The organism is Prosthecobacter sp., assembly GCF_029946185.1.
Lineage (GTDB): Bacteria > Verrucomicrobiota > Verrucomicrobiia > Verrucomicrobiales > Verrucomicrobiaceae > Prosthecobacter.
The window spans coordinates 12,901-30,351 of the sequence record NZ_JAQSEA010000176.1; the positions used below are offsets into that span (position 1 = coordinate 12,901).

Annotated in this window: 10 protein-coding genes; all 10 read left to right on the top strand. The window is 59.3% G+C overall.

The annotated features are described in order from the left end of the window. The first annotated feature begins 8 nt into the window (after positions 1-8). The 10 genes from PSV43_RS15435 (at position 9) to PSV43_RS15480 (ending at position 17,320) form a co-directional block, all read left to right on the top strand. On the top strand, positions 9-4,898 hold the full coding sequence (locus PSV43_RS15435; RefSeq protein ID WP_300199100.1) for a neutral/alkaline non-lysosomal ceramidase N-terminal domain-containing protein: 4,890 nt from the start codon (positions 9-11) through the stop codon (positions 4,896-4,898). A 119-nt stretch (positions 4,899-5,017) separates the two neighbouring features. Further along, a complete protein-coding gene (locus PSV43_RS15440; protein WP_300199103.1) occupies positions 5,018-6,361 on the top strand; it encodes a DUF1501 domain-containing protein in 1,344 nt (447 codons plus the stop codon). Positions 6,362-6,373: 12 nt separating this feature from the next. Beyond that, positions 6,374-6,649, top strand: coding sequence for a hypothetical protein (locus tag PSV43_RS15445; RefSeq protein ID WP_300199106.1), 276 nt, complete (start codon positions 6,374-6,376; stop codon positions 6,647-6,649). A gap of 46 nt (positions 6,650-6,695) precedes the next feature. Continuing rightward, on the top strand, positions 6,696-7,493 hold the full coding sequence (locus tag PSV43_RS15450) for a metallophosphoesterase (protein WP_300199109.1): 798 nt from the start codon (positions 6,696-6,698) through the stop codon (positions 7,491-7,493). 24 nt (positions 7,494-7,517) lie between these two features. Continuing rightward, the gene (locus PSV43_RS15455) at positions 7,518-8,504 is read left to right on the top strand and encodes a DUF1080 domain-containing protein (RefSeq protein ID WP_300199112.1); all 987 of its coding nucleotides are present in this window, start codon (positions 7,518-7,520) and stop codon (positions 8,502-8,504) included. A 194-nt stretch (positions 8,505-8,698) separates the two neighbouring features. After that, positions 8,699-9,655 carry an FtsQ-type POTRA domain-containing protein gene (locus PSV43_RS15460; RefSeq protein WP_300199115.1) on the top strand — a complete coding sequence of 319 codons (957 nt, stop codon included), beginning with the start codon at positions 8,699-8,701 and terminating at the stop codon, positions 9,653-9,655. A gap of 7 nt (positions 9,656-9,662) precedes the next feature. Further along, positions 9,663-10,880 carry a cell division protein FtsA gene (gene ftsA, locus PSV43_RS15465; protein ID WP_300199118.1) on the top strand — a complete coding sequence of 406 codons (1,218 nt, stop codon included), beginning with the start codon at positions 9,663-9,665 and terminating at the stop codon, positions 10,878-10,880. Between the two features lie 37 nt (positions 10,881-10,917). Next, on the top strand, positions 10,918-12,609 hold the full coding sequence (locus PSV43_RS15470; protein ID WP_300199121.1) for a cell division protein FtsZ: 1,692 nt from the start codon (positions 10,918-10,920) through the stop codon (positions 12,607-12,609). A 30-nt stretch (positions 12,610-12,639) separates the two neighbouring features. Further along, a complete protein-coding gene (locus tag PSV43_RS15475; RefSeq protein ID WP_300199123.1) occupies positions 12,640-13,959 on the top strand; it encodes a membrane dipeptidase in 1,320 nt (439 codons plus the stop codon). Between the two features lie 100 nt (positions 13,960-14,059). Continuing rightward, entirely contained in the window at positions 14,060-17,320 is a 3,261-nt protein-coding gene (locus tag PSV43_RS15480; protein WP_300199126.1) for a PSD1 and planctomycete cytochrome C domain-containing protein, read from the top strand. Positions 17,321-17,451: the final 131 nt, after the last annotated feature.

Below are 17,451 nucleotides of genomic sequence, written 5' to 3' on the forward strand. Positions count from 1 at the left end.
CCAATCTCATGAAGTCACTCCTGCTTTTTCTCTGCCTAGCAGTCATCACCGCACAGGCGCAGCCAGTCTTCCGCGCAGGCGTCTCCGCCATCGACATCACCCCCACGACATTCCCACGCATCATCGCGGGCGGGTTTCTCGAAGGGCGTGGTGAGAAGGTCACGGACCGCCTGCATGTGCGGAGCTTTGTGCTCGATGACGGCAAGATGAAAATCGCCTTCGCCATCGTGGACACCTGCATGATGGAGCAGTCGCTCATTGATGAAGCGAAGGCGCTCGCATCCAAGCAATGCGGTATTCCGATGGAGCGCATGATGGTCAGCGCCACGCACACGCACTCCGCACCGGCGGCGATGGGCTGCCTCGGCACGCGCAAGGACACGGAGTATGGCAAACTCCTCACACCGAAAATCGCCGAAGCCATCGTGGCAGCAGACAAGGCCTTGCAGCCCGCACGCATCGGCTGGGGCAGCTTTGACGACTGGGAGCACACCCACAACCGCCGCTGGATTCGCCTGCCCGGCAAGGAAGTCATCGATCCCTTCGGCCAGCCCACGGGCCGTGCGAACATGCACCCCGGCTACCTCAGCAAAGACGTCGTGGGTCCCAGCGGTCCAGTCGATCCTCAGCTCTCCGTCATCTCCCTGCAAACCGCCGAGGGTAAACCACTGGGCGTGCTGGCAAACTACTCACAGCACTACTTCGGCAGCAGCCCGATCTCTTCCGATTACTATGGCCTCTTCTGCAAACACCTCGCCGCCAAAATGGGACAGTCAGGTGATGGCATCGGCTCCTTTGTCTGCGCCATGTGTCAGGGCACCAGCGGCGACCAGATGTGGATGGACTATGGCGCGGAGAAGAAAAACATCACCATCGATACCTACGCCAGCGCGGTCGCTGACAGCGCCATGAAAGCCCTGCAAACAGTGAAGTATCTCGATCATGCACCGCTCGGCATGGTGGAGAAGACGCTGGAGCTCAACTACCGCGTGCCTGATGAAAAGAGGCTGGCGTGGGCACGCCCCATCGCCGCGAAAATCGAGAATGATCTGCCGAAAAACAAAGAGGAAGTCTATGCCCGCGAGGCGCTGATTCTGCACGAGCGGCAGAAGACCAGCGTGAAGCTGCAAGCCATCCGCATCGGCGACCTGAGCATCGCCACACTGCCGAACGAGGTGTATGCGATCACGGGGTTGAAACTGAAGGCGCAGAGTCCGCTGCCGAGGACGATCAACATCGAACTCGCCAACGGCGCTGAAGGCTACATCCCACCACCGGAACAGCATGTGCTCGGCGGCTACACCACTTGGCCTGCGCGTACGGCGGGACTCGAAGTGCAGGCGGAGCCGAAGATGGTTGAGTCATTGCTTGATGCCCTAGAGGAGATCACGGGCAAAAACCGTCAGATCATCACCCACACTCTGGGCGCATATCCGCAGGCAGTCTTTGCTTCCAATCCTACATCATACTGGCGCATGGACGAGATCGCAGGCGACTCGCTCTATCCCGTCAATGACTGGCGTGGCGAGGAGCCACGCTACGAGCCTGGAGTGGCCCGCTATTTGGAGGGGCCTCAGGGCGAGGCTTTCTCTGGCAAGGGCATCAATCGTGCGCCGCACTTTGCCGGCGGACGGGTGGACGGCTTTGCCATGACCGGCACAGATTACAGCGTGGAGTTCTGGTTTTGGAATGCGCTGCCCACGGAGTCACGCGCAGTGACGGGCTATCTTTTTTCACGCGGGTCGGACGGCGACAAAGCCTGCCCGGGAGATCATCTTGGCATCGGTGGCACGCATGCAGATGCCCAACCAGGCTGCCTGTTTGTTTACAATGGCAACGCCGCCAAGGGGTTAATCTCAGGGAAAACCAAGCTGGCATTCAAGCAATGGCATCATGTGGTTTTGAGCCGCACAGGGAAGCGGTTGAGTGTGCTGCTGGACGGTAAACCGGAAATCGAAGGTGAACTGGACATCACCCACACAACAAAGGATCAGTGGTTCATCGGCGGACGCAGCGACAATCTGTTCAACTTTGAGGGCAAGATCGACGAGGCGGCTTTCTATGACCGCGCTTTGTCTGTTGATGAAGCCGCAGCGCATTACAAGGCCAGCGGCATGACACCGCCCGCACCTGCGAAGCTGCAAACCGCCACACCGCCGCTCTCCCCCGAGGAGTCGGCAAAGAAGTGGCATGTGCGTGAGGGCTACCGTATCGAACTCGTCGCAGCAGAACCCGTGGTGCTTGATCCGGTGGCGTTTGACTGGGATGAAAAAGGCCGCCTGTGGGTGATTGAAATGGCGGACTATCCGCTCGGCATGGATGGCAACGGCAAGGCCGGCGGACGCGTGGTGATGCTCGAAGACACCAACGCCGATGGCCGCTACGACAAGCGCACAGTCATCGTGAACGACCTCAGCTATCCCACCGGCATCCTGACCTGGCGCGATGGCGTCATCGTGACCGCCGCTCCAGACATCTTCTTCATCAAACCCAACGGCGAAAAGCAGGTGCTCTTCACCGGCTTCAGCACCGGAAATCAGCAGCTCCGCGTGAACGGTCTGCGCTGGGGCATGGATGGCTGGGTGTACTGCGCGGCAGGTGCGCACAACAGCGGCTACAACAAAGGCACGCAGATTGAATCAAAGCTCACCGGACAGAAGATCGACCTCGGCAGCCGCGATTTCCGCTTCCAGCCGGACACGGGGGACTTTGATCCGCAAAGCGGCCCTTCGCAGTTCGGTCGTGCACGCGATGACTGGGGCCAATGGTTCGGCGTGCAGAACAGCTTCCCGCTCTGGCATTATGTGTTGCAGGATCACTATCTGCGGCGGAATCCGCACGTCATCCCACCGGACCCGATTCATCAGCTCTTCCCGCGCAATCCTCCCGTGTATCCCGCCAGCAGTATGGAGAAGCGTTTCCATAGCTTCGACCAGTCGGGGCGCTTTACCAGCGCCTGCGGCATTGAGGTGTATCGCGATCGCGTGCTGTTTGATGATGGCAAAACGCACGCCTTCACCTGCGAGCCGTTTCACAACGTGGTGCAGCATCATGTGCTGGAAGACGATGGCGTGACATTCAAGGCCGCACGCGATCCGGCGGAGTCGAAGATGGATTTTTTAGCGAGCGAAGACCGCTGGTGCCGACCCGTGATGGTGCGCACCGGTCCCGATGGCGCGTTGTGGGTGGCGGACATGTACCGCTACATGATCGAGCATCCGCAGTGGTTGCCACAAAACGGCAAAGACGAGCTGCTGCCGCATTATCGTGAGGGGGATGACAAGGGGCGGATTTGGAGAATCATACGCTCCCCAGAACCGCCTAAAGGCGGGATTACAGAACAGAATCTGAGCTCCTCGAATGGCTGGCAGCGTGACAAGGCGCAGATGCAAGCGCTGTGGCAGAAACCAGAGGAAAAAGCGTGGGTGGCAATACATCATGCCTCTCAGAGCAAAATACCGCAGGTTCGAGCACAGGCAGCATGGACGCTTCACCTCTTGGACAAATTGTCCCCAGAACAGCTCCACCTTATTTTACTCGACGAAAATGACGAGGTCGTGGCTCAAGGATTGCAGATAGCCGAGGGAAAAAGATTTGAGGGAATCGAAGAGCCATTACTTCTCCTTGTGAGTGGAAAGCGTTTTTCACATCCAAGGATCCGAATGCAACTGGCTCTCTCCGCCGGCTCATGGAAGGGGGATTGGCCAGCGGACATCGTGGGGACTGTCTTGGACGAAGCTACATCGGGCAGCCCTCTCGCTGGAGCGGCTTTGAGTTCAGCCCTTCCTCACTTGCAGCGAATTTGCCAGCAGTTTGGCAAGCCGGAGTACAAGGCACCTAAAGGAGTCATTGGCATGTTGTTTCATTGTGCTCTCGAAACCAAGAATGAAGAAGCAATCGCCGCTTTAGTTTCGGAAATGAAAGACAAGGAAAAGTTCGCTGAGTTGCTGACTGTCCTTGATGAGAAAGGCCTCTCACTGGCGGAGTTTTCGAAACAAGTGACTTCGGCGGAGGCACAGCAGGGGCTGAAGAAGATGGCGACCATGTTGGCACAGGCAGTTGAGACGGTGAAAATTGCCAAGACGGCTCCACCGATGGCGGAACTGGCGCTACTGGCCTCAGACCGTGAGCATCGCGAGATGGTGAAGTCGCTACTGCCGGAACTATGGCAGAAGTCGCAGAGCACCGAGGTGCTACGGCTGGTGACGAAGCTGCAACCGCAGGGAGGACCCGAGTTTTTGCTGGCAGGTTGGAACGAGCGGACCCCCGTGGTTCGTGGCCAGATCATCGAGGCTTTGCTTTCGAGCGATACCTGGACCGTGGCTGTGCTGAAGCGGCATGAGGCGAAGGCATGTGACGCTGCGACACGAGCACGCCTGACGAAGCATCCGAAAAAGGAGATCGCTAAGCTGGCATCGGCAGCGTTTGCGGATTCAACCAGCGCCACGCGCGCAGCGGTGGTGGAGAAGTTCAAACCGGCGCTGAAGCTGACGGGTGACGCGACAAAGGGGAAGGCGGCGTTTGCACAGGTGTGCATCAGTTGTCACAAACTGGATGGCGTGGGCCTCGAACTGGGGCCGGACCTGCGCAGCGTGGTGCAGCATGACGCAGAAAAGCTGCTCAACTCCATCCTGGATCCGAGCGCCATCATCGAACCCGGATTCACAGCGTATCATTGCACTCTTAAAAACGGCGAGCAACTCTACGGAGTGATCGCGACGGAAACAAGCGCGAGCCTGACGCTGAAGATGGCAGGAAACCTGACGAAGTCGGTGCTGCGCAGCGAGATCGCGAGTTTGCAGAGCACCGGCACGTCCCTGATGCCGGAAGGGCTCGAAGTCGCTCTCACGCCCCAGTCGCTGGCAGATTTGATCGCGTATTTGAAAGGGGTGAAGTGACGTCCGCATAGTATTTGCTGCACTTGGTTAGAGTGCCGCATGACTCTTCGTATTGGATTGCGATGCCATCCCCCGCTCATCCCTGCGCAGGCCACAGCGCCCCGCATGCATTCACGTTCATGAATCCGCGTGTGCGGGATGGCGTGGTCGTCCACAGCCGGCGCTCGGTGTTGAAAACGAGCCTCGCGGGTTTGGGCGGCCTTTCCTTGCCTGCGCTCACGAAGCTGCGTGCGGAGGGCAAAGTCTCCAAGAACGGCAAAGCGGTGATCCTGCTCTGGATGACGGGCGGCCCGTCACAAATCGACACCTGGGATCCGAAGCCGGACCGCCCGAGTGAGATTCGCGGCCCCTTCAAAACGATCCCCACCAAGCTGCCCGGCACGCACATCTGCGAGTATCTGCCGAAGCAGGCGGCCATGCTCGACAAGTTCACGCTCATCCGTTCGGTGGACTGCCGCTTCAGCAATCATGAACCGAACATGGTCATGCAGACGGCGAACCTCGCCAACGAGCCGCGCACGAATCCGAAGGCGAAGTATTACCCTTCATTCGGCAGCATCGTGGCGAAACATCATGGTCCGAATCATCCGGCCATGCCGCCGTATGTGGCGCTGAACATGAAATCGCGCTCGCACATCGCATGGGGCGGTTATCTCGGCACGCAGTATGATCCCTTCGACGGCAGCAGCGCCACCAAGCTCTTCCAACTGCCCGCTGGCCTCAGCATGGACCGCATGCATGCACGCCAGACGCTGAGCCGGCAAATGGACGGCCTGCGTGCCGAGATCGATGCCAGCGGCATGATGGATGCGATGGACAGTTTCTCTCAGACCGCCTTCGACATCGTGGCCGGTGGCCGGGCGCAGGAAGCTTTTGATTTGAGCAAGGAGCCGCAAAAAGTACGCGACCGCTACGGCGAGCATGACTGGGCCAAGCAGGCGTTGCTGGCGCGCCGTCTCGTCGAGCGCGGCTCATCCTTCGTCACCATCGACCTCAGCAATCACGGGGCTTCCGGCACCTGGGACAATCATGGCGACAACATCCCGCCCTATGGCGGTATCTGGAATGGCCTGCGCCCGCTGCTGCCTGTTTTTGATCACGTCATCACCACACTCGTCAGCGATCTCGCGGAACGTGGCATGCTTGATGACACCCTTGTCCTCACCATGGGTGAGTTTGGCCGCACGCCCACCCTCGGCACGCAGGGCAGCACGGATGGGCGCAACCACTGGCCGCATGTCATGTCCATGTCCCTCGCTGGCGGTGGCTTCCGTCACGGTCAGGTCATCGGTGCCTCGGACAAAGACGGCGGGCAGATCGACGAACGCCCCGTCACTCCCGGCGATCTTGCAGCCACCATCTACCACCACATGGGTGTTCCGCTTGATGCGACTTATACGGATCATTCGGGGAGGCCGAACTTTATTGTGGATCAGGGTGCGCCGTTGAAGGAGTTGATTTGACAGTCTGCACTCATGAAAATGTTAACCGTAACCGAGGTGGCCCGAAACTTCAGTTCCGTCATTGATGGCGTCGAAGCCGATCAGGAGGAGATCGTGCTCATGCGCAATCACAAGCCCGTCGCCCACCTTGTGCCTCAGCTCCCGACTCAAAACGCTCTGGAAGTTCTGGGCGACATCTACCGCACACTTGATGACGACACGGCAGATGCTTTGGCCGAAGCGGTTAATTCCAGCAAGAAGGCCAATCGCGGAACCCTCAACGAGTTGCGTAATCCGTGGGCTTTCTGATCAAGAAAGACCTGATCCTGAGGGTGATTGGTAAGTGTTGGACCGCATGCTACATGGACCGATGCGCATTCATGTGATCAGCGATCTACATCAAGAGTTTGGCGAAGTGCCTTTGCCCAAGGTGGATTGTGACTGTGTGGTGCTGGCGGGAGATGTCTCGACCAAGACCAACGGTTTGAAGTGGATTCTGCGAGAAATCACCGATGTCCCCGTGATCTATATCTGCGGGAATCATGAGTTCTACGGTGAGAACTATCCAAGCTTGTTTGGCAAGCTGCGTGAGCAGTCGCGAGGTACGAATGTTCACTTCTTGGAGAACGAATCCGTGACGATTGGCGGAGTACGCTTTTTCGGAAGCACCCTATGGACTGACATGGCGCTCATGGGTGATTGGTCGGAAGGAGCAGCCGTGGCCGGACCTGTGATGAATGACTATAAGAGGGTGCGCAACTCAGCTCGCGGATACAAGCGCCTCTCACCACGTGACACACGAATGGCGCATCTGGCCTCTGTTCAGGCTCTGCGAGACTTCCTCAGCGGTGGCGACCCTAAACAGTCCGTTGTCGTCACTCATCATGCACCTTCTCTTTTGTCATTGCCCGAACGCAGGCGTACAGAGGAGATTAGTTGTGCCTACGCCTCGCATCTCGATGCCTTGATTCAAGAGTTTCAGCCGCAACTCTGGATCCATGGTCATATTCATCACAACAACGACTACAGGATTGGGGAGACCCGCATTCTGGCGAACCCGCGAGCCTATCCAGATGATCCAAACAAGGGCTTCATCCCTGACCTCACCGTCGAGATCACTGCCACAGCCCCCCTCCCGAAGCTGGCGCAGTGAAATTCGCTCGCCACATTCTTCGCCATGCGCCTCCTCCTCACCGCCGTCTTATTAACCATGATCGTGCATGCCCAGCAGCCCGCTGCACCGAAGCCGAAGGCCTTCATTGAGCCGGCGCAAACGGACGAGGACTTCACGATTCAAGGCGAGTATGTCGGCGAACTCGATGGCAAGACCTATGGTGTGCAGATTTGGGCGCAAGGTGGTGGGAAATTCGAAGCGGTGAGCCATCTCGGTGGGTTGCCGGGGGCGGGGTGGGATGGTGATCGGGCGACGATGACGCGGGTCATTGGCACACGGGCAGAGGGTGCCAAGAGTGCGGCGTTTGAGTCGCCGGACGGTTCCATCAAAGCCGAGGTGAACGGTGCGAGCATCTTGGTGAACAATGCCGACGGCGTGAAACTCATGGAGCTCAACCGCACGAACCGCGAATCGCCCACGCTGGGTGCCGCGCCACCAGAGAACGCGGTGGTGCTATTTGATGGCAAGGGTGTAAACCGTTTCCCCAAATCACGGGTCGATGAAAAAGCAGGCGCGCTGATGGAGGGCATCACCAGTGAGGACACCTTTGGCGATTGCAGCCTGCATGTGGAGTTTTTCCTGCCCTACATGCCAGATGCCCGTGGCCAAGGCCGGGGAAACAGTGGTCTCTATCTGCAAGGGCGCTATGAAGTGCAGATGCTCGACAGCTTTGCCCTCGAAGGGAAGGACAACGAGTGCGGCGGGTTATACAAGATCGCTGCGCCGAAGGTGAACATGTGCCTTCCGCCGCTGACTTGGCAGACCTATGACATCGATTTCACCGCTGCAACCTACGACGCCGAAGGCAAGAAAACGGCGAACGCCAAGATCACGGTCAAACACAATGGCGTGGTGATTCATGAGAACCAGGAACTGCCTGGAGCGACGACCTCAGCCCCAAAAAAGGAAGAGAACACCCCGGGACCGATCCACCTCCAGAACCACGGCAATCCGGTGCGGTACCGCAATATCTGGGTGGTGAAAAAGTAGCAACCACCTCCTGTTGAGGCCACGCAATGGAGCGGATTGAGGTGCAAAATTGTGAATAACCCACTCGTCTGTAAATACAGAAGTCGCAATTTTTCACGAATAATTATGGCAATCGGACTGAGATTCTATTATTTAAGGCCTATTAACTAACGGTTCCGCCTGTATTCGGAACTGTACTTTGTGTACGCCTTCTCATGTCTGCTGCCAAGAATGGCTCCAAAAAACCAGCCAAGCGCTCTTCTCACAAGCGCAAGGGTCCGGGCACCCACGTAATCGACTATCAGCCGGAATCTCCGGTCATTCGCGAGCATGAGGCGGTGGAGCGCCGCCGCCGTGGCTTCCGCACCGCGATGTGGCTGATCACAGCCATGATCGTGATCGGTATCGGCTGGGTGACTTGGCATGAAGCGCTGGAAAAAAACTCGCAATTCATGCTGAAGACCGTGGAGGTGAACACTGAAGGCACCCTCACCCGGCAGCAGATCGTGGCCGCCACCGGCCTCACCGAAGCCACCAACCTGCTCACCATGAATCTGCGCGAAGTGCGCGCGAAGATCGAACGCCAGCCCCAGGTGAAATCGGCGGTGATCCAGCGCGACTACCACGGCAAGCTCACGCTGGATGTCGTGCAGCGCCTGCCAGTGGCCTGGATGGAATGCCCAAAGCAGAAGCTCCTGGCACCGCTCAGCGGCAAAGGCTGCCTCATTGATGCCGAAGGTGCGCTGGTGCCCTGCAATGTCGTCACCCGGGAGTATCTCGCGATGCCCCGCATCCAATTCCCGGATCTCAGCGAAGCCATCCCCGGCAGGCCGTCGCCAGACATGCAGGTTCACGCGGCACTGCGCCTGATGGAGAAGCTGCAAAGCCGCAGCGAGGACGCCCATCCCACACTGGAAGTGATCGAAATTCCCAATCCATGGTCGCTCGTCGCGCATTTCAACGGCGATACCAAGGTCACCTTCGGCGTCGATGACCTTGACCCACAGCTGGCACGTTTTGACCGCGTCATGTACGAGGCGCGCGCGCGCAAATGGCGTGTCGCCACGCTGAACCTGATCGCCAGCATCAACACTCCCGTCACTTTTCACGAAACGCCGGATGTCACCGGGCTAAATCTGGCGGACACCGCCTCCACTTCATCCGCACGCTGAATCTCTCATGGCCAAAAGCACCATCTACGCAGGTCTTGAAATCGGAACGCACAAGATCTGCGTCGTCGTGGGTGAAGCCAAGCGCGATGGAGCCATCAAAATTCTCGGCGTCGGCCAGGCTCCTTCTCGTGGCGTCCGCAAAGGCGAGATCGTCGATTTCGAAAAGGTTCAGACCTGCGTGAACGATGCACTCGTGCGTGCAGAGGACCGCAGCGATGTGATGATCCGTAACGTCTTCCTTGGCGTCACCGGTGCGCACATCGAAAGCCTGAACAATCGCGGACGGCACCGCCTGCCGGACGAGCAGACGGAAATCAGCGAGGACGATGTGGAGGAGGCCAAGGAGATTGCCCGCAGCGTCTCGATCCCCCAGTCGAATGTCTTTCTGCACAGCGTCACACGCCAGTACATCGTCGATGGTCAGGAGGCCGTGCGCCAGCCCATCGGGCGTGAGGGCCGCGTGCTGGAGGCGGACTACCACATCATCCACGGCGTGCGCGGCCGGGTGCAGAATGCGATTCGCTGTGTACGTGAAATTCCCCTCGAAGTGGAGGACGTGGTGTTCAATCCCGTCGCTGCGGCGCAGGTCGTACTGACTCGTGAGGCGAAAATGCAGGGTGCCCTCATGATCGACTTCGGTGCCGGCACTTGTGACTACGTCTTGTACGAAGACGGCATGATCACCGCCTCCGGCTGCGTCCCTCTCGGTGGCGACCACATCACCAATGATGTCTCGATGGCGCTGCAGATCCCGAATGGCCGGGCCGAACGCCTCAAGGTGGAGGAAGGCAGCGTCTTGTATGACGAGGTGCCGGACGGCGAAATGCTCAGCATCGAAGACGACACCGGCCTGATTCTTGGCGAGATCGAACGGGCGTTTCTGAACGAGGTCATGAACCTCCGCACTAAAGAAATACTTATCCAGGTGCGGGTGAGGGTGGAGGATCACCTCGGTCGTCTTGGGGCGGGCATTTATCTCACCGGAGGTGTCAGCATGATGAAAGGCATTGACGTGGTGGCCCGTGAAGTGTTTGGGATCAAAGTCACGCGCGCAGGTTCGGCTCCCGTCAGCGGCATCACCGCCACTTTCGAGAATCCCCAATACTCCGCTCCAATCGGCCTCATTCGTTATGCGCAGATTCTTGACAGCGAGAAGCCCTTTCTCTCTCCCCTGAAGCGCCTTGGCAGGCGCATGCAGGAACTCCTCTCCTCCGTCACACTTTAATTAAAAGCCCGCAGCCCAACCCTAACCACCCACGATTATGGTAGAATACGACCGCTCCCAATCACCTGAAGGTGCCAGCACAGCGGCACCGCGCATCTGCATCGTCGGCATCGGCGGTGCGGGTTCCAATGTTGTCGATCGTATCACTCTGGACCGTATTGTGGATGCCACCCTGGTCTGCGCACATACGGACGTACGAGTGCTCGGCCATTCGATGGCACCGGTAAAAATCCAGCTGGGAGCCGAGCTCATGAAGGGTATCGGTGCCGGAGGCGATCCCGATCTCGGACGTGAAGCCGCGCTGTTCTCGCGCGAGCAGATTCGGCAGGCCATTGAAAATCACGACATCATTTTCATCAGCGCCGGACTCGGCGGCGGCACCGGCAGCGGCGCGGCTCCTGTCATTGCTGAAATTGCCAAAAACACCGGCGCTCTGGTCCTCGTCGTCGCCACCATGCCGTTCAGCTTCGAAGGCCGCCGTCGTCTTGCCCAGGCCGAAGAGGCACTCGAACTCCTCCAAAAGCGTGCAGATGCCCTCGTGCTGTTTGAAAACAACCGCATGGGTGAACTCATCCTGCCCAAGGATGGCATTCAGAAAGCCTTCAATCAGGCAGACCAGCTCATTGCCCAGAGCCTGCGTGCCATCTCCACCATCACCACCACGCCGGGTCTGGTGAAACTTGGCCTCGATGACCTCACCTCCGCGCTGGCCAATGCCAACGGCCGCTGCCTCTTTGGCTTCGGCGAAGCCCGTGGCCAGAACCGCGGCACCGAGGCGCTCAAGAAAGCACTCAAGAGCCCGCTCATCGACTCCGGCCGCCTCCTGCACCAGACGAAGAACCTTCTGGTCCACGTCGCCGGTGGCGAATCGCTCACCCTCGTCGAAGTCGAAGGAGTCATGAAGCAGCTCGGTCGTCATGTGCCGGATCAGACCCACATTCTTTTCGGCCTCGGTGTCGATGCAAAGCTGGGAGACGCCATTGCCGTCACTCTGATCAGTTCGCTGGGACTCAACCAGCTCAACGCTCACGCCACCGCAGCACCTCCATCGGAAATGCTCCAGCCGCGCGCTGAGGCGCCTGCACCTGCCCCGGCTCCCAAACGCGAAATCCCGGTGAAGAAGGCCTCCTCACCGTACGCCCCCCCTGCGGACTCACCTCCTGATCTGCTCTTCAAGTCCGATGAGTTCGCCCCTGCCCCTTCAATTGGTGAGGCCTTTCCTTTGAACAACTTCCACCAGGAAGTGGAAAAAGTTCAGCTCATGGAACAGCCGCTGGCACATGTGGAAGAACCGCCAGCCTTTGTGGAGTCACCTGCATTCGCGGAATCACCCGCATTCGTCGAGCCGCCGCCCCCCCCAGTGATCGCCGCCACTCCGGAAACAGTCCGCATTCCAGTGCGCACGCCGGCCGCCAAGGAGCTGGCCGACGCCGCCCGCAGCAGTAAGGAATCCACCCTCGCCGCAGTCGTCGCACGCAGCGTCACTTTGCAAACAGAAGCCGCTCCAGCGCAGGATGATCTCATCTCCTTCGACGAAGAACCCGAGTCCACGATGATCAGCGCCACCACCGCCGTCATCGCCCGCAAGCCCGCCACCGACAACCAGCAGACTTTCAGCCTCGGGGAAGAAGACCGTGGCCGCTTCAAGGACACTGAACCTTCGATCGTGCAAGGCGAGGACCTCGACGTCCCGACCTGGATGCGCCTGAAGAAAAAGCTCCGCCGCTAAAACTCCGGCTGAGGTGCGTTTGTTCTTCCCATGAACGCCCCTTTCACGCGCCGTCGTCTGCTTCAAACACTGCCCCTCGCCGCATGCGCGGGCAGTTTCCACATCCATGTTCGCTCCCAAGAGTCGAAAAAATCATGGATCACCGGCAATCCGGGCATCGATAAGCCGCGCGAAATCGCGCTCGGCCTGCTGAAGCCAACGCAGGCACAGATCGAACACGCCTGGGAGCTGCATTTCGGCTCCGTCGTTTTTGAAAGCTACGGCTTCGCACCCCGCTGCGCCATCGATGCGGCCGCAATGAACGAGGCGATCAAATCTGGGATGGGCGCCGCCGAGATCACCGACCTGCGCGAGTCCATGTCCATGAACCGCAACGCGACCAATGAACGCGAGCGCAAGGAATTCCTCGATGCCTTCCACGCTGCTGGCGTGACCTGCATTTTCCAAAACGCTGGCGAAGAAGGCAGCGACCCACTGCGGCTGATCAAACGCCTCGCGCATTTCACCAAAGCGACAGACTTGCTGAATCCGACACTCTCAAAGGTCGTAACGTCCGCTGAAATCGTGGCTTTGAAGCAGGCGGGAAACGTCGGCCTGTGCTTCACAACGAATGGGGTCCCCTTGATGCAAGACTGGGAAAGTGTGCGCGATGAGCTGCGCTTTGTGCGCATTTTCCACGAACTCGGCACCCGCATGATGCACCTGACCTACAACCGTCGCAATCCCATCGGCGACGGTGCCGGGGAACCTCACGATGGCGGTCTGAGCGATTTCGGCCACGCCGCCGTCGCTGAAATGAACAAAATTGGCGTCATCGTCGATGTTGCACACAGTGGCTGGAAGACGGCCTACGATGCAGCAAAGAGCAGCACGCGCCCCATGGTGGCCAGCCACACCACCTGCTGCGGCGTTTATGAGCACTTCCGCGGCAAACCAGACGACACCATCAAGGCCATCTGCGACACCGACGGCCTCGTGGGCATCTGCTGCATCCCGCGTTTCCTCGGCGGCAAAGGCGACGTCACCGCACTCCTCGATCATCTTGACCATCTCATCAAGAAATTCGGAGCCAAGCATGCCGCCATCGGCTGCGATGTGGCCTACACTTCTCGTTTTGACAAGGAAGAGCGTGCCAAGCTTCTCAAAGCCCCCGGCGGCAGAGCCGACAAATGGGAGCACCTCTGGCCCAAGGACGACTACGTGACGAGCATCGAGGCAGAGCAGAGCGTCGCATGGTCAAACTGGCCTCTTTTCACCCTCGGCATGATCATGCGCGGCCATAGCGACGAAACGATCCGGCAGGTCATCGGCGGCAACATGCTGCGAGTGCTGAAGGCGAACCAGATTTGATAGCGTCAAAACGGCATTTTACCGTCTGCAAGGTGGCATGCTCGCTGCACGTATGGATTTTGGTGGAATGTGATGTAGAATCACCCCTCCAAACCCCCACATGACCCTGCGTTTCCAGTTTCCCTCTTTTGTTTTGGGCGGCTTTGCCGTCGCAAGTTCCCTTGTGTCAGCGGCCGAGACATTTCCGCCCGACCAGATCGAGTTCTTTGAGAAAAACGTCCGTCCCGTGCTCGCAGAGCGCTGCTACGACTGCCATGGCGCGCACAAGCATCAAAATGGCCTGCGTCTCGACTCACGCGCAGCGATTTTGCAAGGCAGTGACTACGGCAAGGTGGTCGAAGCTGGCAACCCGAGCGCCAGCAAGCTGATCAAAGCGATCAATCACGTCGCCGGTGTCGAGGCGATGCCCAAGAAGGGCGACAAGCTGCCAGCACCCCAAATAGCTGCGTTTGAAAAATGGATAAGCATGGGCCTTCCCTGGCCGGTGGAGGCCGCTGTGGCTGAGCACGTCAAAGTGGACCCAATGCAGCACTGGGCCTTCAAGCCGGTGCAAAAGCCCGCGCTTCCACCGGGTTTCACCGGTAATCCCATCGACGCATTCGTCGGTGCCAAGCTCAAGGCTGCCGGTTTCGATTTCGCCGCACCCGCCGACCCGGCCACGCTGACGCGCCGCATTTACCTCACGCTCACCGGACTGCCGCCTGCCTATGATGTGCTGCAGAAGAATCCAGCTCCGCAGGCACTGATCCCGCAACTGCTCGCGCAACCCACCTATGGCGAGCGCTGGGCGCGCTTCTGGCTCGATGTGGTGCGCTATGCCGACACGAACGGCTACCAGGTGGCCGGCCGCAGCAATTTCTACCCTTTCGCCTACACATATCGCGACTGGATCGTAAAGGCGTTCAACGATGACATGCCGTACGACCAGTTCGTGAGCTATCAGCTTGCGGCGGATCGCATGACCGCAGCCACCCCGAATTCGCCCAATCTGGCGGCGATGGGCTTCTACAATGTCGGCGAACGATTCATCAATGACCGGCTGCTCATTGCTGATGACCGCATCGATGTCATTGGTCGGGGGCTCCTCGGACTCACAGTCGCCTGTGCACGCTGCCATGATCACAAATTCGACCCCATCCCGAGCCGTGACTACTATGCGATGTACAGCATCCTGAACAGCAGCGACGAGCCGGATGACACGGTGAAGCCCATCATCGGCAAGGCGTCGAATGAAAAGGATGGGCTGGACTACGATGCCAAGGTGGCCGAGATCTCGAAGAAGGAGCTCGATTTCAAACGCACCGTGTATGACGAGTTCCGCAAGCCAGAGCGTCTGGCTGAATACCTCGCGTTCGCCCAGGAGGCGACAGAGATCGCAGACACCACCGCGTTTAGAGGGAAGGCTGGCCAGATGAAGCTGCGTGACCGCGTGGCCAGCCAGTGGCGTGACTTCCTGAAGCGCTACGCCCTGAACGCGAAGCCTCACGCCGCGATGATCGCCTGGAATCGCTTCGCCAAGCTTCCTGAGGCAGAGTTTGCCGCGAAATCAGCCGCCATTGTGCAAGAGCTGGCCAAGCCGGAAAGCGGCTGCACGCCGGAGATCGCCGCCGCATTTGCACAAACACCGCCGAAGTCGATGAAGGACGTCGCCCTGGCCTACGCGCGCATCATTCTCGAAAGCAAGGTGGAGCCCATGCGCCAGCTCATGCAGGACAAGCTCTCCCCCATGTCCGTGCCGGTGGAAGGCGCGAATGCATTCTTCACCCGCAAGGACAGCGAGACGGTGGTGCGCCTGAACAACGAGCGCACCAAGCTGGACAGCACCCATCCCGGCGCACCGCCACGCGCCATGGTGATGATCGACAAACCGAAGCCACAAGACGTGCGCATCTTTATTCGAGGCAATCCGGGGCGGCAGGGAGATCCCGCACCGCGCGCTTGGCTCACCATGTTCGGCGGTGAAAAATTCACTGAGGGCAGCGGACGGCTCGAACTCGCCCAGCACATCGCCAGCAAGGACAATCCGCTCACCGCACGCGTCATTGTAAACCGCGTGTGGCTGCAGCATTTTGGCAAACCCCTCGTCTCTCAGACCAGTGACTTCGGCGTGCAGACCGCGAAGCCCTTGCAGGCAGATCTGCTCGACTACCTCGCCGCCACCTTCATGGAAAACGGCTGGAGCTTGAAGAAGCTGCACACGCTGATCCTCACCTCCCGCACCTTCCAGCAGAGCAGCCATGCCACGCCGGAAAAAGCTGTCAAAGATGCGGAGAACGACTTGCTAGGCCACTTCAACCGCCAGCGCCTCGACTATGAAACGATGCGCGATGCGATCCTCACCGTCACGGGTGAACTGGACACGGCCCGGCAAGGCGGACGCGCCGTGGAGTTGAATGCCAAGGATGCCGACTCCCTACGCACCGTTTATCTCAAAGTGGACCGCTATGATCAGGCCAGCGTACCGGCGATGTTTGACTTTGCCAATCCGGACGGCCACAGCCCGCAGCGCTTCAACACCACCGTGCCGCAGCAGGCGCTCTTCTTGATGAACAGCCCCTTCATGCGCGCCCGTGCAGATGCCATCGCCAAAGCCACGCCGCTGGCCGGCACCACGCTCGATTCCGAAGCCATCCGTGCCATGTATCACCGCGTGCTAGCCCGCGATCCGAAGCCAGATGAGGTCGAGCTGGCCCAGCGCTTCGCCGCCGATGCCACCGCGCTCAACGCAGAGAAGCCTTTCCGCTGGAGCTATGGCACGATGAAGTTCGCACGCACGCCCGAAGGCAAACCCGCGTTCACGGAGTTCCAAGCCTTCACGCAGTTGACGGAACGTGGTGGCGGCGGTCAGAAAGTCTGGAGTCCTGCCGCCAAGATTCCAGATCCAAAATGGGGGCATGCCTTCTGGGCCAACTACGGCGCCCACGCCGCGCCGAGCGAGTACATCGTCACCGCCCGCTGGCATGTGCCGACCGATATGAAAGTTTCCATCGACAGCGTTCTGAGCCGCAGCAGTGATCGTGGCGACGGCGTCCGTGCCTGGATCTACAACGAGCGCACCGGCATCCTGGCCGAGCAGCTTTGCAACCCGCAGAACAAAAAAGTCCCCGTGCAACTCACCACCGACGTGAAGCGTGGCGACACCCTCTGCTTCGTCATTCACAACGAAGGCGGCACCGACAGCGACAGCTTTGACTGGACCCCCACCATCAGCCGTGCCGACAACGGCGAAGTGCTGACCCATGCGAAAACCGACTTCTGCGACGCCAGCCGCTGGCCCATCGGCCGCGCCCGCCCCCAAAGCTCCCTCAGCCAGCTCGCGCAGGTGTTGCTGATGAGCAACGAGTTCATGTTTGAGGATTGAGGCCTGCGAAATTTTCTCGACACCGCTCCCCCCGTCACCGTAGCATTGAGGGCATGAAATTGCCCGGCACCCGTTTCTGCCTGCGTATTGCGGTCATCTGCTCTTCCTTGGGGCTGTTAATCGGCTGCGCG